General features: G+C 50.0%; 20 protein-coding genes, 1 other RNA gene and 1 pseudogene. 17 read left to right on the top strand and 5 right to left on the bottom strand.

The features are described from left to right. Positions 1–167: ATP-binding protein (locus tag A7E48_RS10830; RefSeq protein WP_141669415.1), on the top strand; the 167-nt coding region annotated here is incomplete at its 5' end. 84 nt (positions 168–251) lie between these two features. On the opposite strand, the gene A7E48_RS07525 is transcribed toward A7E48_RS10830, so the two are convergent. Next, positions 252–500: a WhiB family transcriptional regulator gene (locus A7E48_RS07525; RefSeq protein WP_068171655.1), complete on the bottom strand. Its 249-nt coding sequence runs from the start codon at positions 498–500 to the stop codon at positions 252–254. Positions 501–779: 279 nt separating this feature from the next. On the opposite strand from A7E48_RS07525, the gene A7E48_RS07520 reads away from it, so the two are divergent. Next, entirely contained in the window at positions 780–1,190 is a 411-nt protein-coding gene (locus A7E48_RS07520; RefSeq protein ID WP_141669414.1) for a hypothetical protein, read from the top strand. Here the strand turns inward: A7E48_RS07520 and A7E48_RS07515 are convergent. Continuing rightward, complete coding sequence (locus A7E48_RS07515) at positions 1,158–4,865, bottom strand: FtsK/SpoIIIE domain-containing protein (protein WP_158004410.1); 3,708 nt, start codon at positions 4,863–4,865, stop codon at positions 1,158–1,160. The two genes, A7E48_RS07520 and A7E48_RS07515, sit on opposite strands and share 33 nt — an antisense overlap. Positions 4,866–5,278: 413 nt before the next feature. Here A7E48_RS07515 and glf point away from each other — a divergent pair, with 413 nt between their 5' ends. From glf to A7E48_RS11000, 15 genes and pseudogenes are all read left to right on the top strand, one after another. Continuing rightward, a complete protein-coding gene (gene glf / locus A7E48_RS07510; protein WP_068171646.1) occupies positions 5,279–6,466 on the top strand; it encodes a UDP-galactopyranose mutase in 1,188 nt (395 codons plus the stop codon). Next, a complete protein-coding gene (locus A7E48_RS07505; RefSeq protein ID WP_233126033.1) occupies positions 6,459–8,498 on the top strand; it encodes a glycosyltransferase in 2,040 nt (679 codons plus the stop codon). Before glf ends, A7E48_RS07505 begins: the two co-directional genes overlap by 8 nt. Further along, positions 8,495–9,391 carry an ABC transporter permease gene (locus A7E48_RS07500; protein WP_068171639.1) on the top strand — a complete coding sequence of 299 codons (897 nt, stop codon included), beginning with the start codon at positions 8,495–8,497 and terminating at the stop codon, positions 9,389–9,391. Before A7E48_RS07505 ends, A7E48_RS07500 begins: the two co-directional genes overlap by 4 nt. 2 nt (positions 9,392–9,393) lie before the next feature. Further along, positions 9,394–10,155: pseudogene (locus tag A7E48_RS07495) on the top strand (ABC transporter ATP-binding protein); the annotation flags it as partial. Between the two features lie 594 nt (positions 10,156–10,749). Further along, positions 10,750–12,009: a CpaF family protein gene (locus A7E48_RS07490; RefSeq protein WP_068171636.1), complete on the top strand. Its 1,260-nt coding sequence runs from the start codon at positions 10,750–10,752 to the stop codon at positions 12,007–12,009. After that, positions 12,006–12,863 carry a type II secretion system F family protein gene (locus tag A7E48_RS07485; protein ID WP_068171633.1) on the top strand — a complete coding sequence of 286 codons (858 nt, stop codon included), beginning with the start codon at positions 12,006–12,008 and terminating at the stop codon, positions 12,861–12,863. Before A7E48_RS07490 ends, A7E48_RS07485 begins: the two co-directional genes overlap by 4 nt. Then, a complete protein-coding gene (locus A7E48_RS07480; RefSeq protein ID WP_068171630.1) occupies positions 12,860–13,792 on the top strand; it encodes a type II secretion system F family protein in 933 nt (310 codons plus the stop codon). Before A7E48_RS07485 ends, A7E48_RS07480 begins: the two co-directional genes overlap by 4 nt. 65 nt (positions 13,793–13,857) lie before the next feature. Then, complete coding sequence (locus A7E48_RS07475; RefSeq protein WP_083147285.1) at positions 13,858–14,037, top strand: hypothetical protein; 180 nt, start codon at positions 13,858–13,860, stop codon at positions 14,035–14,037. Between the two features lie 21 nt (positions 14,038–14,058). Next, entirely contained in the window at positions 14,059–14,451 is a 393-nt protein-coding gene (locus A7E48_RS07470; RefSeq protein ID WP_068171625.1) for a TadE/TadG family type IV pilus assembly protein, read from the top strand. Beyond that, the gene (locus A7E48_RS07465; RefSeq protein ID WP_141669413.1) at positions 14,432–14,908 is read left to right on the top strand and encodes a pilus assembly protein TadE; all 477 of its coding nucleotides are present in this window, start codon (positions 14,432–14,434) and stop codon (positions 14,906–14,908) included. Before A7E48_RS07470 ends, A7E48_RS07465 begins: the two co-directional genes overlap by 20 nt. Beyond that, positions 14,905–15,354 carry a pilus assembly protein TadG-related protein gene (locus tag A7E48_RS07460; RefSeq protein ID WP_068171618.1) on the top strand — a complete coding sequence of 150 codons (450 nt, stop codon included), beginning with the start codon at positions 14,905–14,907 and terminating at the stop codon, positions 15,352–15,354. The genes A7E48_RS07465 and A7E48_RS07460 overlap by 4 nt, the downstream gene beginning before the upstream one ends. Before the next feature lie 41 nt (positions 15,355–15,395). Next, positions 15,396–16,511, top strand: a complete 1,116-nt coding sequence (gene prfB, locus A7E48_RS07455; RefSeq protein ID WP_068171615.1) for a peptide chain release factor 2 — start codon at positions 15,396–15,398, stop codon at positions 16,509–16,511. A gap of 7 nt (positions 16,512–16,518) precedes the next feature. Continuing rightward, complete coding sequence (gene smpB, locus A7E48_RS07450) at positions 16,519–17,010, top strand: SsrA-binding protein SmpB (RefSeq protein ID WP_068171662.1); 492 nt, start codon at positions 16,519–16,521, stop codon at positions 17,008–17,010. A 153-nt stretch (positions 17,011–17,163) separates the two neighbouring features. Continuing rightward, positions 17,164–17,533: a transfer-messenger RNA gene (gene ssrA / locus A7E48_RS07445) on the top strand. Between the two features lie 137 nt (positions 17,534–17,670). Then, positions 17,671–18,210 carry a DUF4190 domain-containing protein gene (locus tag A7E48_RS11000; RefSeq protein ID WP_141669412.1) on the top strand — a complete coding sequence of 180 codons (540 nt, stop codon included), beginning with the start codon at positions 17,671–17,673 and terminating at the stop codon, positions 18,208–18,210. Between the two features lie 65 nt (positions 18,211–18,275). Here A7E48_RS11000 and hisN read toward each other — a convergent pair whose 3' ends face one another. The 3 genes from hisN to aroA are packed head-to-tail and all read right to left on the bottom strand — an operon-like array spanning position 18,276 to position 21,585. After that, a complete protein-coding gene (gene hisN, locus A7E48_RS07430; RefSeq protein WP_068171608.1) occupies positions 18,276–19,082 on the bottom strand; it encodes a histidinol-phosphatase in 807 nt (268 codons plus the stop codon). Between the two features lie 51 nt (positions 19,083–19,133). Then, positions 19,134–20,222 (bottom strand): ribosome small subunit-dependent GTPase A, encoded by a 1,089-nt coding sequence (gene rsgA, locus A7E48_RS07425; protein WP_068171657.1) that lies wholly within the window; start codon positions 20,220–20,222, stop codon positions 19,134–19,136. After that, entirely contained in the window at positions 20,215–21,585 is a 1,371-nt protein-coding gene (gene aroA / locus A7E48_RS07420; RefSeq protein WP_233126032.1) for a 3-phosphoshikimate 1-carboxyvinyltransferase, read from the bottom strand. The genes rsgA and aroA overlap by 8 nt, the downstream gene beginning before the upstream one ends. Positions 21,586–21,635 lie beyond the last annotated feature (50 nt).

The raw sequence follows: 21,635 nt of genomic DNA, 5'->3' as shown, positions 1-21,635 counted from the left end.
AAGAAGCAGGGACGTCAGCTTATCGAGAAAATAAGGGCAGGGAGGGGCTGGGCATGCAAATTGTGCGCACACTCGTTGCCAGCGAGCTCAATGGTTCCATTCGATGGGAACCGCGTCAGCCTCGCGGTACAGCAGTTACCATCCGTGCTCATCTGACAACCAACTAATAAATTAGAACAAAGAAAGAGGGGAATCAGCTTGTTAGCTGATTCCCCTCTTTCAAGGAACTTAATACTCGATGTTTCCTAAACTTAGGAAGCGCGACGGGCTCGGGCAGCTCGACGCTTCATAGCGCGTCGCTCGTCCTCACTCATACCGCCCCATACACCGGAGTCTTGCCCTGTTTCGATAGCCCACTGCAGACAGGTGTCCATGACCGTGCAGTTACGGCATACCGTTTTTGCTTCTTCAATCTGAAGTAAGGCGGGACCAGTATTTCCTACGGGAAAAAATAGTTCTGGATCCTTCTCCAGGCAAGCAGCACGGCTACGCCAATCCATGAGCACGTTCTCCTTATTAGAGGCTAACTCGCAAGTATCTGATTGCAACAAATACTATGACAACAAATGAGGCCCCTACGAGTAGAGGCCTTTCTAAACCTCAATAACTTTCCCACGTAAAGAAAGCGTAAACAAGAGGTTTCTAGAAGAAAATTCCTCCGGGAGCTGAGTTATATCTCACAGGTGCAAATAGTGCAAATGAGGTATATAGGAGACCCTAAATTTTTAGCTACTATGGAGTCTAAAGAATCCGCTTTTATTACGAACAGAGGCAAATCTGTGGCATCACTCCAAGCACCTGGTTCTATCAAAGTAGCAGCTGGGGTGGGTTTCCTCGAAGCACTTGCTATTGCCGGTTATTCGGTGATCATGATTATTTCGGCGGGAGCATCTGAGACAGGGATGGGGCGTATCATCGCTCTCGCCATTTTCTTCCTGGTGATTGCAGCTGTCATTGCCTTTTCCGCCTGCAAGCTCTTGGCGGGTAAACCTTCAGCCCGTTCAATGCTTTTAGTCTGGCAATTATTTGCTGTCATCCTAGGAGTACAGACCGTAGTGGGTGGGCAGCTGTTCATTGGCTTATTAGCTGTTTTTCTTGGCGGACTCGCGATTATGATGCTCTTTTCTTCCTCCGTCAACGCTTTCTTTGAAGCGCACTCATCGGGACGTTCCCTCGATAGGGACCTGTAGAGCTACGCTGTCGCCCTGATTGATGTAGAGGACTCTGCCAGCGGGGATTTGCCCCTCCGTCTTGAGGTCATCAGCTAAATTCGCGCTGGCGAAAAACTCAAGATCTCGGGGGCTCTGCGGCATCAACGCAAATCCGCGGATGGCGCCTATTCCGGCTGAATACAGTGGAAGAGACATCAGACGTGGATTGGGAACTACCGTAAAAAATACGTGCTCTAACTGCGACATATTCTGCAGAATTTTTTGCTGAACCTCGTGTGCCACAAATTGTAAATCGTCCAGAAGGAGCACCAAATGCGGCGTAGTCTCCAGATGTCGCTGGATTTCAGCTAGTTGCTCTGCGGTTGCGGGTATCTTTCCCGAGATTCTCAAATAGGAGTATTCCGGGTTGAGTTGTTGCAAAGCATCTAGCAAAGCTGTTTTGCCGGATAAGCGGGGACCAACGATAGCTGTGCACTGGTGCATAGGGTAAGCGGTTACCATCAGCTCGTTGTGGCGCGTGACAGCGGTACGAAGCACCAGATTCTGCTGTGAGGATAGATGAGCTGGGAAAACAAGAGGGAGTTTTGCAGCTTCTTTCAAAGTAATCTTTAGAGGCAACTGATTCCAGCACTCGTGTGAAGATATTGGTGGGGAGATGTCTCTGGGTAGTGCGCTCTGCGCAGGAATCAATTCTGCAGAGGTAATTTTTGAGTGGGGACTGAATTTCTTGACTAGTTTGCCCTCGACTGAAAAATTATGAGGGGCGGGGCGAAGAATACTCTTGCTGATTGATTTCAACGGATCCTTACTGATAGCTTCATCGCTCAATAACTGAGTAGAAAAGAGCTGGGCCATGCTTCCCTTTAAGCTCGTATGCGAACCTGCTACGACGATATGGTTCTTGGTTGGAGCGTTCATGAGTAATCTCTGCAGAGTTCTGCTCGCTTCCAGCTCCTTGACATGCATTTCAAGCCAGCTGTCTAAGCCATCAATAAGAAATAAAATGGGGCGATTGGAAGAGCTTTCCTGGGTAACTTCCCTCCACACCAAAGTTTGGAATTCAGGGTCAAAAGGACCCACAAGTGAACTCACCTGCCATCCCGATTCCTGTACAAAATTTTGGAAATAGGTAAAACTGCTATATTCGCCGCACAAGATATGGGTTTCTATATCCGCAGCGAGCGCCTGAACTGCCAGCGTCCTCAATAATTCCCATCTCTGATTTTGCTCTGCCACCAGGCTAATTGGACCGATTTGACTATCTAGTTCAACCTCGTGATGATCACCTGCTGCGGCAATTTCAACTACGCCTAACGAAAGACGACGGCCCTCTGAAATGGAAAGAGTAGAAGAAGCCTTTCGATGGGGGATTGGTCGATAGTCCGAAGGCGCGCAAACCGCCTGCACACGACTTACATAGTCTGCTAACCGCGCGTCTTCATCTGCAGACTCTGGAATCAAAGTCTTCGAAGATATACCGGTTCCGAGTATAGAAAGCGAGCAAGCTGCCTGCTCAGGGGGCTTTCTGGGCGAATCAATATAAAGAGATTGAAAAGGGATCAGAGAACCATCTGAGTACTTGATATATCCTGCACCCGGTGAACTCAGAGGTATTTTGGCGGCAAGGTCTGAATCTATGACAGAGATAGACTCGGCGCTTGATGCCACCCGCAAACACAGGGTGGTACCGATGTTGGATGTGATATCCGAGGAGACATTCCCCCGCGGTTTCTGAGTAGAGAGAAGCAAATGCACGCCGAGGGATCTGCCGATAGTAGCCACACGCATCAATTCATTCATGCTCTGAGGAAATTGGTCGGTGAGCATTTTAAATTCATCAACCACGATTAACAGCTCAGGGTATTTGGGCTTTTCGTTACGCTTATACATCAGGTGAAGATAATCAGTGTAAGAGCTCACCGCTAGAGAACGGAACAGCCTTTCCCTTTTTTCCAAATCTGCCCGCAAGAATTTGAGTGAACGATCAAATTCACCTTCTTCTAAGTCAGAAAGCACCGCCTGGGTGTGCGGAAGCCTTTCAAATTGACCGAGCCCTGCGGCTCCTTTGAAATCGATGAGGACGAGCGCCAGACGCGACGGCGCGAAAGAGTAGACAAGACTGAGAATGATAGAGCGCAGTAGCTGAGACTTACCTGACCCGGTTGTTCCAGCCAACAGAAGATGGGGGCCATGAACTGATAAATCCAGAATGGTCTCTGCTCCATCGCTTATACCCACAGGAAATGAGAGGGAACGAGTAAATAAGGAACTTTGCCACCGCTCTTGCGCGGCATCTATATCAAAGAGGGGGTGCTCAGATACAACGACAGAATTCTGTTCGAGAGCAAGTGTAGATAGTTGATTTAGCCAGTTCAAGAACAATTTTTCAAAAGTCCGCGATGCCATCCCGTGAGCAGTACATCTCAGTACTTGCCCGGTATCGAACCGAGGAGCAGGACACTCTGCGAAATGATGGAAACTAAGAGCGAGGTTGTTTTCCGCACCCGAAGTATCTTCATCGAGAATTGTGAGAGGAACACGGCGTTGGAGGAGCTCATCAACCGGCGGGCGATTTCGGTGAGGCTCCAAGAACCGCACTACTGACCCAATCCACCCCTCAAGTTTAACGTCACTCTCCGAAGCAAAAATGAGCCAGTCCTGCTCGCTACCGCCATCTAAATTCGAGGAGGAGCTCATAAGCTCGACGTTTGGTAGCACCTGCAAAAGCTCACATTCCGCAGGAAGAATCCGAAGGAGCGCAGGATCAATGAAAATTCTAGCTCCTTTAGTTTTAAGAATGAGTTGTAAGAGAAGATGCCGAAACACCGACACTGAAACATGAGCGTCAAATACCTGAGCAGAGTTTTTATACAACCGCGAATAGATGGGAACTGACTGCAACATCGGTAAATCCTCAAAACGCAGCTGAGAACTCTCACAGTTAACCTCCCGTGAGCCACGACCCCACGTCATAGCCTCCGAGAGAGGCCGTTTCAACGCTCCCGGGCATTCCAGACCGTGTACGGAATGCGCTCGCGCTTTATCCTTTGCAATGCCATCGTCTAGGATGCGCCGATATTTTTTGGATTGGCCGTGACCGGACTTTAGATTGATACCCAGCATGAGGGATGAAGCTATCGACATCATCAGAAAGAACCACATACCGGTTATTACTGCTATTACTCCTCCCACGAGAAGGGGTAGAACTATCATGGCGACCTGCTGAAAAAGCGGTCGCCGGGGAGGTAAATCCAACGAAAACGGGCTAAAAAGATCTGAGTGGACGACGTCGTGGCGACACTTTGTGTTCTCCACTAGCTCGACGACGGATGACCCCCATATGACTTCTTCGTGAAGTTTGAGTTCATACTCCTCGCTGTCATCGATGATAAATATTCCTGAAGGAGTCATCGAGACTAGAGCGGATTCGGTATCTAGCAGAGGGTCATGTATCTGAATTTCGCCGTTGGTTCGCCCAACCCTGAACGCGGAATTCCGATGCAGCGAAAAACGCTTTCCCATATCTGGCCCAGCAATAACTTGGAGAAAGAGGGCATTTTGCGCAGGCAGGGAAGTCAATATGGGGTGCTCACTCGAAGAAATGATGCTGCCTGCGGGGATATCTTGGAAATGTCGGACGTCGTCCAAAGAACCGGAAGAACTCACGCTGAATGAATCTTCTGTATTGAGCATTTCTCGCAGCCTCTCATGCAAGTGAAGGCCAGAGAGACGCGGATGAGCTTCAACCTTAAGAACTAAAAGATGTTCGTTTTCACTGAGTGCGAGTAAAAATTTTCGGTGCATCTCTTAATAAGAATAAAGCGCTCTCTCTTGTGCAACGGGGGTCCCTTCAACCTGTGGATAACTCAATGAAATCTCAGAAAATCCCTTAAAATTAACTGAATATTTCTGAGTGTTTCGATGTTTTCCCCAGGTGAGCTCAGAAAATTCTCTGAAGAGTATAAAAAATGTGAGTTAGCAAAGCACGTTAGAATAAATCATCAGGTAGTTTTGTCAGAAGGTGTAGATCTGTAGATTCGCTCGCCATCGGTCAAAAATAATTACTTCTAGCGCAGGCTAGGAAACCAGAAGTACAGGAGTATTTTGTGAACGCTGATCTCGTAGTCGTAGGTTCGGGCTTATTTGGTCTGACCATCGCAGAGCGTGCTGCAACCGAACTAGGTCTCAAGGTAGCGCTTCTGGACCGTCGCTCGCATATTGGTGGCAACGCATACAGTAAGAAAGAAGAGCAGACTGGTATTGAGGTTCACCAGTACGGTGCTCACCTTTTCCATACTTCAAATGAACGTGTCTGGGAATATGTCAACCGCTTTACTGACTTCACCAACTACGTTCATAAGGTGTACACCAACCACAACGGCGTGGTCTATCCCATGCCTATTAACCTGGGAACCATCAACCAGTTCTTCAACGCCGCTTATTCCCCTGCTGAAGCAAAAGCACTTATTCAGGAGCAAGCGGGCGAGTTGGCTGGTACCGATCCTCAGAACCTCAACGATAAGGGCATCCAGCTCATCGGTCGTCCGCTCTACGAGGCTTTCATCAAGCATTACACTGCAAAACAGTGGCAGACTGATCCCGCTGACTTACCGGCATCTATCATTTCGCGCTTGCCAGTTCGCTACAACTATGACAACCGCTACTTCAACGACAAGTATGAAGGTTTGCCGGTAGATGGATACGCCGCATGGCTTGAGCGCATGGCCGCACACGAAAACATCGAAGTTCACCTCAATACCGATTTCTTCGAAGACGGTCATGAGTATTCTCGCTCTAACGTTATCGGGCAGGTTCCCGTGATTTACACTGGGCCGGTCGATCGCTACTTCGATTTCGCAGAAGGCGACCTCTCCTGGCGCACCATCGACTTGGAACAAGAAGTTCTTCCCATCGAGGATTTCCAGGGTTGCGCAGTGATGAACTACCCCGATGCAGATCAGCCTTATACCCGCATCCACGAATTCCGCCACTTCCACCCCGAGCGTGATTACACGAAGGACGCCACCGTTATTATGCGCGAATTCTCCCGATTCGCTGAGAAGGGCGATGAGCCATACTACCCGGTGAACACCTCTGTCGACCGCGAGAAGCTTTTGGCATACCGCGACCTTGCAAAGGGTGAAGACAAGGTTCTCTTTGGCGGTCGTTTGGGTACCTACAAGTACCTTGACATGCACATGGCTATTGGCGCGGCACTATCTATGTTCGACAACAAGATTAAGCCTCATTTTGAAAATGGACAGAAGCTCGAAGCAGGCGGGGTGGATGCATAAGATGACTGCTACCCCCACCCCAAAGACGAAGTCTCTTCGTACCTTGCAACGAATCATTCTGCCCGAAGCAGTGCAGACGGACGTCATCCCTCTATACATCGATAGCGGTAGCGCCACTGGTGTTCAACTTCCTACTCGTATGGACGGCGACGCCGCGGACGCCATCGCAGAGGCAACAGCAGTTCAAGAGTTGAAAACGGACGCAAACGCTGCTCCTTCACGTTCTGAATCTCCCGATGTTTTAGGACGCCGTTCCACCAAAATCGATGCTGGTAAGACAGTTTCATTTGGTACGTATTTCAATGCTTTTCCCGCGTCCTACTGGCGTCGTTGGACAGAGCTAGATTCGGTCAACCTTCAGCTGAGGACCGAAGGCGACGGCATGATCGTGGTGTATAAGTCGAACGCACGTGGTGTGATTCAGCGCGTGGACGCAAAAGTCGTTTCTGGCGTCGCTACCTCTACTTTCCAGCTCACTCTTGCCCCGTTTGGTGATGGTGGCTGGTACTGGTTCGACCTCACAGCCACAAAGAGTGACCTGATTCTGCAGGAAGCTGAGTGGCAGGGCGATATCGAACCACGTTTGGGTCAAGACGGCGGCAAAGCAACTGTTCAAATTACCACGATGAACAAGGTTGAATACTGCATCAATAACATTCGCTCCCTGGGCGAAAATCTCGATGCTTTAGAGTCTGTTCAGGAAATTCTTATCGTGGATCAAGGTACCGATAAGGTAGCCGATCACCCCGATTTTGAAAATGCCGTTAAGCCTCTCTCTGGTAAATTCCGCATTATCAACCAGAGTAATCTGGGTGGATCAGGCGGGTTCGGTCGCGGCATGTATGAGTCGATAAACAATGGTAGCGACTACGTTTTGTTGCTGGACGACGACGTCGTGGTTGAACCAGAATCAATTCTGCGCCTCATTACTTTTGCCGACTACTGCAAGAACCCCACCATTGTGGGTGGACACATGTTTGACATGTTCGACCGTTCAGTTCTTCACGCATTCGGCGAGGTTGTAAACCCTTGGCGAACTTTCTACGATCGACCCCACGAAGACATGTCCTTGGGTCACGATTTAGCGAAAAGCAACCTGCGTAGCACGCACTGGATGCATCGCCGTGTCGACGTAGACTACAACGGCTGGTGGATGTGCCTCATTCCCACCGAGGTCATCAAGAAGATTGGCTTGTCCCTTCCCCTCTTCCTTAAATGGGACGATGCCGAATACGGTCTTCGCGCTAAGGAGGCGGGCATTGCAACGGTGTCTTTCCCCGGAGCAGGTCTGTGGCATGTCTCCTGGCAGGACAAAGACGATTCGGTGGGCTGGCAAGCATACTTCCATGAGCGTAACCGACTCATTACTGCTTTGATTCACTCACCCTTTGAAAAGGGTGGGTCGGTTCTTCGCGAGTCTCTTTTCCTTGATGTAAAGCATGCTCTGTCGATGCAGTACTACACCGAGGAAGGTCGCTTGTTGGCGATTGAAGATTTGCTCTCAGGTCCTGAACATCTTCATCCTTCGTTGAGCGAACGATTGCCCGTCATTCGCGGCAAGGTCAAGAACTTCCAAGACGCACAGCTCAAGACCAACATTGACGATTACCCGCAGCCCAAAACGAAGAAACCTCCGTTCAAGGGCCGCCGTAATTTCCATGCTCCCGGCTATTCGAAGCTGGTGCCGTGGGCAGTTTCAACAGTGGGACGCCAGCTCTTCAAGCCAGTGGATGAGATGGCTGAGAAAAACCCTCAAATTCAGCTCACCTATGCAGAAAATCGCTGGTGGACTGTCTCAAAATTCGACTCGCTCCTTGTGACCAATGCTGAAGGAACCGGTGTGTTCTGGTATAAACGTGACCCTCAGCAGTTGCGCAAGGATTTGGTACGAGCTAGCAAGCTTCATACCAAGCTCTTTACCGACTGGGCAGATTTGCGTAAGCAATATAAAGAAGCTGCAGAACAAGTAGCTTCTTACGAAGCATGGCAAGAGACTTTCAATAAGCATACGGAGTCAGAAATTACTCGATGACTGATATAGCTAATCGAGAGTTTTCAGCCCCCGGTCGAGGCCGGGGGCTGAAGGACGCTCTCAATCACAGATATCTTCTAAAACTGCTCGTAGATAAGGAAATCCAGGTTCGCTACCGCGGATCGGTGCTGGGCATTGTCTGGTCTTATATTAAACCTGCGGTTCAATTCTTGGTCTTTTATTTAGCTCTGGGTATCTTTTTGGGCCTTGAGAAAGGACTACAGAATTATTCTGTTTATCTTTTCTCAGGCATTATCGTTATTAATTTCTTCTCAGAGTGTTTTAGCAACGGCGCACGTGCCTTTGTGGTGAACGGGGCATTGATCAAGAAGATTTATCTTCCGAGGCAGCTCTTCTCGCTCTCCACTATTTGGGTAGGAATTATCCACTTTCTTCCCCAAATATTGGTGCTCATCGTAGCGTGTTTTGTGGTGGGGTGGTCACCGGATATCAAACAAATTCTTGCAGCGGCAGTGGGTATTGTTCTCATTATGCTGTTTGGGCTTGCTGCCGGAATGATTTTTGGTGTCGCCAATGTGTTCTTCCGCGACTCTGAAAACCTGGTGGATATGTTTTTGATGATGGCTACCTGGCTGTCTCCTGTGATGTATTCCTGGACCATGGTGGCTCGCGAGGTGCAGATTCCTCATATCGAGCAAATCTATATGACCAATCCGCTGAGCGTTGCCGTCGAACTCTTTCACTACGCTTTCTGGCAACCCACATTGAGTGTTGAACAGCAGGGATTCTTGTTAGAGGCAGGTAACTGGCATATGTTCCCGCATCTTCTGACGATTTGGGTGCCGGTTGCATTCGGTGTCTCTATTGTTTTGCTATTGCTGGGGAACTATTTATTTCGCAAGTTCGAGGGTAACTTCGCACAGGAGTTGTAATCATGAAACTGGATATATTTGATCTACCTCCAGTGGCAGCGAACGCCCCGGATGTCATACGTATTGATCACCTTTTTAAACGTTTTGTTTTGCGTCATACGCGGTCGATGAAAGAAGCTTTCATTTGGCTGGTGAAAGGGCGTAAGGGTGATTTGAGCGAAAAGTTCAATGCGCTCAACGACGTCACGATGAATATTCGCCAGGGTGAGCGAGTTGCGCTGTTGGGCTACAACGGCTCGGGCAAGTCAACCTTGTTGAAGCTCATCTCTGGAGTTATGCAACCCGACGACGGAAGTGTGCTAACACGAGGACGCATCGCTGGACTCATCGAGGTCGGTGCTGGTTTCCATCCTGACCTTACGGGCCGCGACAACGTCTTTATGAACGCTGCGATTTTGGGTATGGAAAAAGAACAAATCGAAGCGAAATTTGATGAGATTGTCGCTTTCTCTGAGATCGGCGACTTTATCGATACCGAAGTGAAATTCTATTCATCGGGTATGTACCTTCGTCTAGCTTTCGCCGTGGCTATTCATACTGATCCTGAAATTTTCTTGGTGGATGAGATTTTGGCGGTGGGCGATGAGCCGTTCCAGCGCAAATGCCTCGCAAAGATTAAGGAGCTGTGCGCTAGCGGTAAGACTCTTGTTGTAGTGAGCCATGACCTTGATTTGGTGTCGCAGATTTGTGATCGTGGCGTGGTGCTGGAAAGGGGCGCAGTCAAGTTTGACGGCGAGGCTATGGAAGCCGTAGACGTTATGCGTGATTTGCCTTTTGGCACCACCAAACGGAACCGGTATGAAGGGGACCTGCTGGCTGCCCAGCAGAAGCTGGAGACCATGGAGGTCAACCGACGAGAGCTAATGCAGGCCATTGAATCAGGTTCAACAGAGACTGTCGTTGTGGCTCTTGCTGATATCGCTGAGGATTCTCAGGCTGAGATTGATGCTATGAGTAATGAACAAAAACTCGAAATAGTAAATTCGGAGATTACCCGCTTGGAAAAGAAACGTGAACGATTGCATCAACTGAACGCATAATTTCGCAGAAACAAATCTCATAAGAAGCGCCAGATGATTCATCTGGCGCTTCTTTCATGCGTAAAGTGTGTGAATTATGACGAAATATGTAGTCTGTTTCACAACTGGGGACAATGCTTGGTGGGAGAGGGGACAAAAACTTTATAGTAGCTTATCAATGTTTCTTTTTAAAAGGTGGCGTTGAAGTGAATCGGGGGAAGTTCAAGAAGTTTTCCACAGGAGCCCTATATTTCTGCTTGTTTGATGTCAATTGTTGCGCATAGATTGTCAGTAATTCTTTCATCTAGTTACGCATCATCAGCCATCAGAGGATTTCACATGCCAGTTTTGGATAAGCTTCCCGGATATAAGCTCTTGGAGAGCGACGTCCGCGAAATGATCCGCCATAGCGGCATTGATCCTCTGGCAGACCAGGACCAAGCCGCTCGAATTATTGACCAGTCCATCGCCCAATATGAGTCTCGGATGGTCAAAGGAACCTTGCCCATACTGGATGACTTTGCTCAAATTCGCAAGAACTTGATTGATACGATTTGTGGCTTTGGCTCATTGCAGAAATATCTTGATGATCCCAGTATCGAGGAGATTTGGATTAACTCTCCGTCAGAAATTTTTGTGGCTCGCTATGGCGAATCGGAATTAACCGGGCTTCTCCTGACAGAGGATCAAATTCGCTATCTGGTGGAAAGAATGCTGAAGCAGTCCGGTCGCAGGCTCGATTTGAGTAACCCCTTTGTAGATGCGTCTCTACCGGACGGCTCGCGCCTACACGTGGTTATCCCCGATATCACGCGTCAGCACTGGTCTGTTAATATTCGCAAGTTCATCGCACGCGCGCGTAGATTGAATGATTTAGTTAAACTCGGTTCCCTTACTCCTGAAGCTGCGCAATTTCTCAACGCCGCAGTAGCTAGCGGGCTCAACATCTTAGTTTCAGGTGCAACCCAGGCTGGTAAAACCACCCTGTTGAACTGTCTCACAGCAAGTATCGGTCAGCGCGAGAGAGTCGTAACGTGCGAAGAAATCTTTGAACTTCAGGTTCCTTTGCGGGACGTCGTGGGTCTCCAATGCCGGCAAGAAAACTTAGAAGGAACCGGTGAAATCCCGCTCCGCCGTCTGGTTAAAGAAGCTTTGCGTATGAGACCGGATCGGTTGTTAATCGGCGAGGTACGTGAGGCGGAATCGCTGGATATGCTGATTGCGTTGAACTCGGGTTTACCGGGCATGTGTACCATTCACGCTAACTCTGCGCGCGATGCTGTCACAAAGATGTGCACCTTGCCCCTGCTCGCTGGTGAGAACATATCTAGCCAGTTCGTGGTACCCACCGTAGCTTCCTGTTTCGATGTCGTGGTGCACTGCAGCCGAGATAATCGGGGCAGACGCCGCGTTAGCGAGATTATTGCGCTCGGCAACCGCGTAGAGAATTCAGTGATTGAAACCACGACTCTTTTTGAGCGCCGCGGAGATGAACTGGTGCGCACAGCTTCAGAACTTCCCGCATCCCATAAATTTGAGCGTGCCGGATATACCAGCGAATCCCTGTTCAAATCTGGCGGGGGAGGGGATAAACGATGAACGCCATCATAGGGCTTGTTCTGGGCATCGGAGTATTCCTCGTATGGCTCTCTTTCTGGGAGGCACCGCAACCCATCACCAAACGGCACAAACCAGAATCTAAAATGTCAGTTCTGCTCCGCCAGGCGGATATTCAACGGATGAGCCCACAGCGGTTTTACGCACTTTCCACGTTGGTGGCGGGATTTCTTGCTCTGTTAATCTGGGTCATTACTGCCCTTAATAATCTGGCTCTCATCACTGCAGTCCTCAGCTTCTTTTTGCCACGATTTTTAGTGGCACAACGTGCAAAGAAAAGGACTGCTGCCATCCGTGAACTTTGGCCCGACGTTGTTGACCATCTTCGCTCAGCTATTAGGGCTGGTCTTTCTTTGCCAGAAGCAATGATGCAACTGCAATATAGGGGACCGGATCAACTTCGGGAGCCTTTTGAATTGTTCTCTGCCGACTACCGATCTACAGGAGAATTCGTTGCCTCCTTGAACCGGTTCAAGGAGAGGATGGCTGATCCAACTGCAGATAATATCGTCGAGGCTCTCAAAGTAACTCGTGAAGTCGGCGGTACTGATCTGGGCAGATTGTTGGGAACACTCAGCGAATTCTTGAGAGAAAACGCCCGAACTCGTTCGGAAATTGAAGCGAGACAATCCTGGACGGTAAATGCCGCCAAACTCGCCGTAGTTGCACCGTGGGTGGTGCTGTGCTTGATGGCAACTCAGCCAGGTACCGTGCAAGTCTATAACTCATTCCCAGGCCTGATGGTCATGCTCGGCGGACTCATCATCTCGGTGGTTGCCTACCGCGTCATGCTCAAAATTGGAGAGCTCCCTGCTGAACGGAGGGTACTGGCATGAGTCACAAAATCTTGATTGGGTTGTGTCTTGCAGCTGGAATATGGTTGGTTGCATCAGCACTATTAGCACGACGCACGGTTGACTTTTCTGACCGTATTGCACCTCAGATGAAGTCCCAGGAAATCCATGCTTCATTGCGCTATGAATCCCAACAGTCTCAGATGGGCATGGGTGAGAGCTTTGTCGAGGTCCTGCGACCTTTTATACGAACAGCTCTGGCACGGTTCAACCATTCCACTATCAACACCACAGCTTTAGAAAAACGCCTCATTCGTTCTGGCCTAAATCTCTCGGTGTCAAGCTTCAGGGCAGAACAGTTGGTGTGGTCGCTCATCGGACTTGTGGCGGCAGCCCTGTTTATGGGCTTGGGAATGATTCAAGGAAAAATTTCGGTGGCGGGGGCTTTAGCAATCTGCGTCCTTTCAGCAGTAGCCGGTTACCTGGCCCGAGACTGGTGGCTTACACAAACCATTGAAAAACGAGAATCCAAAATGTTGGAAGAATTTCCCGCGCTCGCAGAGCTAATGGCTCTCTCGGTCACAGCCGGTGAATCAGCTGCCGGTGCCTTGGAGCGAGTCTGCCGTTGCTCCAGTGGAGAGCTTTCGGGTGAATTCAAAAAGATTCTTGCTCAGATACGTTCGGGCGATGGTTTAGTGAGGTCCCTGCAAGATTTCTCCGCACGAACCGAAATCGCCCCACTGGCACGTTTTGTGGATGGAATCGTCGTCGCCATCGAGAGAGGTACTCCTCTTTCCGAAGTATTGCGGGCACAGGCTCAGGACGTACGCGATTCTTCTAAACGACAGCTGATGGAAGCTGCGGGTAAGAAAGAAATAGCCATGATGGCGCCCATCATCTTTTGTATTCTGCCGCTTACCGTAGTTTTTGCTCTATTTCCCGGTCTATCCCTTATCAATTTCAAATTCTAAATCTGCGCTTTGCGCTTCAATCTCTAGGAGAAACCATGAAGAAAACAGTCCTTTTCTCTCTCACCATGATGAACGCTTTCTTTGGTCAGGCTGCACCGCAGTACGACGACCAGGAAAGAGGGGATGTCCCCGGCTGGGTTATGATCACAATGATGACCGCCATCCTTGTGGCTGCCTTGTTGGTCGTTGCTCAGGATGCCCTGGTCAACATGTTCAATAACGCCATGTCTATGGTCAGCAAATAGATTCTTCTACGGGTTTTTAGCATGTATTCACCCCTTCAGAACGACACCAAAGAACGCGGTAATGTTACCGCCGAGTTCGTGATGGTCAGCGCTTTGGTGTTGATGCTCTTTGGCGTCGTTCTGCAAATTGCTTTTGCGCTCTATGCCCGCAATATCATGCTCGATGCGGCATCTGCCGGCGCACGCTATGGAACTCTGCTGGATAGAACAGAATCCGAGGGACGAACGCGTACGGAAGAAATCATTGCTGGTGGTCTACCGGATATCTATCAAACAACTGTTTCTAGCTCGGCCGTAACGGTAAACGGGGTCGATGCCATCGAGATAAGAGTCCACGGCACGTTACCTGTGGTTGGTCCTTTCGGATTCGATCAGGGGATTGAGGTGAGCGGACATGCAATCGTCCAAAAATAGAAATAGCTGGTACCAGACGCTTCGGCACAAAATTACCTCTATAGCTAGTGTCAATAACTCAGAAGAGGGCAACGCGATGGTGGAATTTATTGGTCTAGGTTTTATGCTCATGGTGCCCACCATTTACTTTTTGCTCTCCGTTTTCGCTGTGCAATCCGGTACCATGGCCGCCCACGCCGCTGCAGATCAAGCTGCTCAGACAATATCTAACCAGCCGCTAGATCAGATGAATTCTCAGACTGCGCAACAGGCAGCACAGTTTGCTGCTCGTGACTATGGGATTGAACCGGAGAACCTGCGCGTTGCTGTAAGTTGTGGAAATGACTGCTCCCAGTCTGACTCCATCCGTGTGAGCACAACTGTACAAGTCCAACTCCCTCTTATTCCTTGGGTCAGGGGAGCTTCCTTTGCAGAAGTCTCTTCCTCTTCATTCGTTTGGGGAGGCAGGTATCGATGAAAGCAGATTCTGCACGCGCAGCTGATGAAGAAGGTAGCATCATGCTTCTTCTGATTGGTTTAGGCGTTGTTCTGTTGATACTGGCGACTGTGGTAATAGGCATTACATCCGTCTATATACAGCAGCAACAACTTCAAAATCTTTCCGACCAGCTCAGCTCCGCTGCTGCCCAGCGAGTAACGGGGTTATCCAGCGGTTCAGATAAGCCTTATGTACGACTCACTAACGCAGCGGTTTCAGAAACAGTGAGCCAGACCCTTGAACAGACGGGGGCTGTACAGGAATTCGAAGCATTGAGAATCTCGAATCCTACGGGAGCACCCGATGCAAACACCGCGCAAGTCACGCTCAGCGCCCGTGCGAGGATTCCGCTCGTCTCCATAGTTCTCCCAGAAGGTGTAGAAATTACAGCTACAAGCTCAGCGCGTAGTGAGCTGCAACAGTAACACCACACTAAAAATTCATATATCGGCTAGGCTTAAGAGTCATGGCTTCAATAGACTTTTCCTCAGAAATCAAGAATTTACGATTCACCTATGCATCCATCGCACAGGTGAGTGATATTGATGCGCTCAAAAAATCTATTGCAGAGCTTTCCGAAGAAGCTGGTGCTCCGAGCCTCTGGGACGATCCTGAGAAGGCGCAGAAGATAACTTCACAACTCTCACATCGCCAGTCCGAACTCGAAAGGCTTACCCAAACTGAAGAGAGCATTAACGATCTTGAAGCAATGGTCGAGTTAGCTGAGGAAGAAGACGAAGCTGATTTGCTGGCAGAAGCTGAGGAAGACCTCAAAGTTATTGCCAAAAAACTGGCTGAACTCGAAGTTGTTACCCTGCTATCGGGTGAATACGATCAGCGGGAAGCTGTAGTCACCATTCGTTCAGGTGCGGGAGGCGTGGACGCTGCAGATTTCGCTGAGATGCTTCAGCGGATGTATTTACGGTGGGCAGAATCTCATGGGTTTACCACCCAGATTCTTGATACCTCTTTTGCCGAAGAAGCCGGCATCAAATCGACGACTTTCGAGGTTCAAGCACCGTACGCTTATGGACGTCTATCTATCGAAGCGGGAACCCATCGATTGGTGCGTATTTCTCCCTTTAACAGCCAGGGGAAACGCATGACGTCGTTTGCTGCAGTGGAGGTAATTCCACTGATCGAGCAAACGGAATTCATCGATATTCCAGACACCGAAATCAAAGTGGATGTATTCCGAAGTTCTGGTCCTGGAGGTCAGTCAGTGAACACCACTGACTCTGCGGTTCGACTGACCCATATACCCACGGGAATCGTGGTATCGATGCAGAATGAAAAATCGCAGATACAGAACCGCGCTGCTGCTCTTCGCGTTCTTCAATCCAGATTGCTCTTGCTCAAGAAAGAACAAGAGGACGCCAAAAAGAAGGAATTAGCAGGCGACGTCAAGGCATCCTGGGGTGATCAAATGCGCTCCTACGTGCTGAACCCTTACCAAATGGTTAAAGACCTCCGCACTAACCATGAAGAGGGAAACCCCTCTGCAGTATTTGATGGCAAAATTGATGATTTTATTGATGCTGGCATTCGCTGGAGAGCATCAATGCGAAACGAAAAAGAATAAGAAAATGATGGCAGCACAGAAGAAAAAAAAGACTGAAGACCCGAATAATAAAGTAGTTGCATCGAACAGAAAAGCTCGCCACAACTACAACATCGTAGATACCTACGAAGCTGGATTGCAGCTCATGGGTACCGAAGTAAAATCCCTGCGAGATGGGGGAGTTAACATTACTGAAGGCTTCTGCCAGATGTACGGTAACGAGCTTTGGCTGGAAGGCATAAATATCGCCGAATATGGGCGAGGTTCGTGGACCAACCACCAAGCAAGACGCCGTCGAAAACTGCTCTTGCACCGCTATGAAATTGATAAGATTGCGCAGAAACTCAACGAAACGGGTTACACGGCAGTTCCCCTGCGCATCTATTTCTCTAACGGTAAAGCGAAGGCTGAAATCGCGCTAGCTACCGGTAAACGAGAGTTCGACAAACGCCACGCGCTCCGTGAGCGCCAGGACAACTTGGAAGCCGCCCGCGCTATGCGGTATAAGAATCTTGGCTAGTGATAACGGCTACCTCTTATTGCTGGCTCTTGGCAAATAAGTTGTGTCGGTGTAGACTGAAGAGTCCTGCCCGGATTGGTCCTGTAGGTAAATTTAGGCTTTATCAAGCAGATAACTTTCTGGAATAGGTAAGCTCTTTGAAAAAAGAATATTGGGGATGATCGGTTTCGACGATGTGAGTTGAAACAGGTGAAGCGTGCCGAGGATGTAGAGGACACTCGTAAATACCCTCTGCAAAACAATAAGTGCAAAACAAAATCGCACTGACTTCGCACTCGCTGCCTAAGCGCGAGTCCAGTCTGTCGGCCTGAGTTCGCCTTTGACTCAGTACCCGGCATCAACTTAGAAGGCCACTGCTTTATGCCCTCGTCGTAGGGGCATAAGGGACTCTTATACGAATAGGTTCGGCGGCATATGTGTTTACGCAAGTGCCGGAGCCGAAAACACCACTACGTAAACTACGCACGTAGAAGCCCTGTTGAAAACACATCGGACCGGGGTTCGATTCCCCGCATCTCCACGATTAGCCCCCTTCTCTATGAGAAGGGGGCTTTTTTGTGCCCTTTTTCTTCTATTCTCGCTCTTGAGCTGTACATTTCGGGTGAGTGGCTGTGATTGAATAGAAATACATATTTTCTGCGGATAAGGTCTTTTGCTCTGATGCCATCATTTTCTGCTTCATCTCCCCAGCAGCCCGTACAGCCTTCTGCTTCTCATCAAAACCATGTGGAACCATGGCAGCCTGGTTCACTGGCCACACAGTCAGGAGTACCTGAGCAATTTGTGATCCCTGAGAATGTACGTCGCCCATTAGGCGCCCACCCCACTGATGTGAGGGGACGTGGTTATGTTTTGGCGTTTGGCGGACTCGTATCGGCAGTCTTTTCTATCGGTGCCGTCATTTTTTTGGCACTAGGTGCCGCCGGTCTGAGCTTGGTTCCTGCGGTCTTAGGAATCGTCCTGGGAATTATGGCACTACGACGTACTCGCCCTTCAGACCCTCAATTCTTTTACCGCCGGGCGCGCCTCATGGCAATTGGTGCAATCGTGGTGGGAGCCATAGGAACTATTCTGAGTATTGGCGCAATGATTCTCTCAGTATGGCTCTTTAGCGAGATTTCAGATTGTAGCGCCTATGAACCGGGTACAACGGAGTATCAAGAATGCCAAAATCCACCGTCGAATACTTCGATTTTCTAAAAGAATAGTTTTCTCATCAAAATACCCGCCCTGCTCAGGCGGGTATTTTTGTGAGATTTGGCTATTTAATCGCCTAATTTTCTGTCTGTGCCGAGGAAATCAAGGGCGTTTCGATGTAAATGTCCGTTGCTGGCCAGCGCATTTCTGCCGTGAGGTCCGTCTTCGCCTGCTAACGACGTCAAGCGTCCGCCCGCTTCGGTCACGATGGGGACCAAAGCGGCAATATCGTAAAGATTCAGTTCAGGTTCGGCCGCAATATCGACCGCCCCTTCAGCCACCATGCAATAGGACCAAAAATCTCCATAAGCGCGCGTGCGCCACACATTATCAGTGAGGTCGATGAATCGATCTCGAATACCCAGTTCCTTCCACCCGCTCATCGAAGAATAAGAAAAAGAAGCGTCAGAGAGGTTTGAAACACCGGATACTGAAATGCGTGTTGCCTTGGCAATAGAACGCCCGGTATAGGCTCCGGTGCCTTGAGCAGCCCACCACCGGCGCTGCAAGGCAGGCGCTGAGACTACACCTAGTACCGGCTGCCCATGATCCATCAGAGAAATCAAAGTTGCCCATACCGGTACGCCACGTACAAAATTCTTGGTGCCGTCGATAGGATCAATGACCCACTGACGAGAGGATGAGCCGGTTTCCCCAAATTCCTCCCCTAAAACAGAATCTCTGGTGCGAACTCGCGAAAGCTGGCTACGGATGAGCTGTTCTGCCTCTTTGTCCGCGTCAGTCACTGGAGTCAAATCCGGCTTGGTCTCCACGGTGAAATCCTGATTCTGAAACCGCGATAGAGTGAGACGATCCACGCTGTCAGCAAGGATGTGGGCGAGCCGGAGGTCATCGGTATAGGTGTTTGCACTCATAAGAAATCATTTTCTCATAGAAATATAGGGGTTGACGGGGCAAAACAATTATTACTCGACTATACCGAGCTCTTTTTCAGACCCAACTTCTGGGTTTTCTTCAACGCCAAGTAATTTGCGCAACGAGTCTAAGCGAGCGGGGCCTGAAGCACCGGCCTTGCCCTCTGCCACAAATGCTGTAATACCGCAACCCGCCGCAGTGCTTGAATGTGAACATCCCTTGGGGCAGCCAGCACTTGCGGGCGCGAGTTCTGTAAACGCACCCACTATATTTTCAGCGGGGATATGAGCCAATCCAAAGGAGCGGATACCCGGTGTATCGATAATCCAGGTATCGGCGGGGGCATCCTGAGGTTGCAATGCCAGCGCCGAAGACGACGTATGCCGGCCACGACCCGTGACCGCATTAACATGCCCGGTATCTCGGGTAGAGCCTGTCAAAGCGTTAACCAGAGTAGACTTGCCTACACCGGAGTGGCCAAGAAGCACAGACACCTCTCCCTCCAACAGAGAAGAGATAGTTTCTACGAGGTTAGGGGAGAGACCTTGCGATCCTTCTTCACTGGGCGCGCGCCCGTCCCTTGACTCAGAAAGCACGATGCGCACGTCCGCCTGCGCAAAGTAATCTAAGAGCTCCTGCGGGTGCTTGAGGTCAGTTTTAGTAATGCACAGAATGGGGCGGATTCCCGCGTCAAAGGCTGCGACCAGAGAACGGTCAATAAATCCTGTGCGCGGTTCGGGGTTAGCAGCTGCCACTACAATCACAAGCTGGGTGGCGTTAGCAACCACTACGCGTTCGTAGGGGTCCGTATCATCTGCGCTACGACGAAGGACGGTATCGCGCTCTTCAATCCGTACCAGCCGCGCTAGTGAGCCTTCCTGGCCAGAGGTGTCTCCGACCAGCGCCACGCGGTCACCTACGACCACGGGGTTCCTTCGGAGTTCCTTGGCGCGGACTGCTGTGAGCGTGCGCTCAGTGGGACTACCTTCGTCTACCACTGCCGTGTATCGACCGCGATCTACGGTGATAATTCGACCGATTTCGGCGTCTTTATAGCTGGGTCGATCCTTAGTTCGAGGGCGGGATCCTTTTTTGTTGGGCCGTACGCGGATATTTGATTCGTCCCAGTTTCTACGCATGGTCACGAGCGCTTTCTGTCCATTGATTGATCATGTTTTCCCACATGAGGGGAAAATCGGGAAGGGTCTTAGCCACGGTGCCAATATTTTCGACGACGACGCCGGGCACAGCTAAGCCGATGATGGCAGCGGCAGTTGCCATGCGGTGGTCATCATAGGTATGAAATAGTTCACCGTAGGTGACGGGTTGTTCGATGCTCACACCATCTTCTGTTTCTTGAGCATGACCGCCTAATCGATTTATTTCTTCAACAAGGGCGGCTAAACGGTCGGTTTCGTGTCCTCGAAGATGGGCAATCCCTGACAGAACACTGGGGGAGCGTGTGAGCGCGCAGAGGGCAGCCACAGTAGGTGCTAGTTCTCCAGATTCTGCTAGGTTGAGGTCTACCCCTGACTGATGAAATTTTTCCTCCTGCGTTGCACCTCTAACCTTCAAGCCGGTGGAATCGTGTTCCACTTTTGCGCCGAATAGAGGCAGGATGGTCTTCCAATGGTCCCCACCTTGGGTGGTGTGTGCTGGCCAGTCGGGTATCAAAATTTCTGCGCCTAAGACGGTGGCTGCAGCGAGGAACGGACCGGCATTCGATAAATCAGGCTCGACCGTCACCTCGAAACCTGCATAGGAAGTAGATGGAACCACCCAGCGGTTTTCTTCCACCTGAACGTTGACTCCTACTTCTCGCAATACTTCAAGTGTCATTTCAACATGGGGCATCGACGGAATCGCTGAACCACGATGGTGAATAGTCAAACCCTGCTCAAAGGCGGGTGCGGATAGCAACAGGGCGGAGAGAAATTGGGAGGACCCAGAAGCGTCAATGGTGATTTCCGAAACTTCAATAGAACCGCGAGATTTCATCTCAAACGGCAAAGAATTCTGCTGGGAATCAATATCCACCCCAAGATCTCGCAGCGCCTGAATTACAGGTTGCAAAGGGCGCTGGCGAGCATGAGAATCTCCATCGAAGCTGAACGTTCCAGGAACTAGTGCTGCAACCGGCGGCACAAAGCGCATGACTGTTCCTGCAAGACCGCAGTCAATGGACGCATGAAAGGGTTCTATTTCTCGTGGGAGGGGGAAAACTCGAAGATCTGGGCCAAAAGGGCTGTCAGTCTCTATTTCCTCTATTCGTACTCCTAAGGCCCGCAACGCTTCGACCATCAACGCAGAATCTCGTGAGTGAAGAGGAGCATGAATAACGGAAGGACTGTGAGCTAGAGCAGCAAGAATCAGATAACGGTTAGTCAAAGATTTAGAACCGGGGATACGCACCGTGGCGAACCCGCCCCGAGCAGAAAGTGGTGTTGGCGCTAACCAATCGCCGTCGGGAACCTGTACATCTGAATTTTGAGTTGAAATCACGTTGTCCTTCGCTAGATACGAGCTTGATATCGCACAGTACCTCCAGTTTA

Source organism: Rothia sp. ND6WE1A (genome assembly GCF_001683935.1).
Taxonomy (GTDB): domain Bacteria; phylum Actinomycetota; class Actinomycetes; order Actinomycetales; family Micrococcaceae; genus Rothia; species Rothia amarae.
This window is presented reverse-complemented; position numbering and strand designations above follow the sequence as displayed.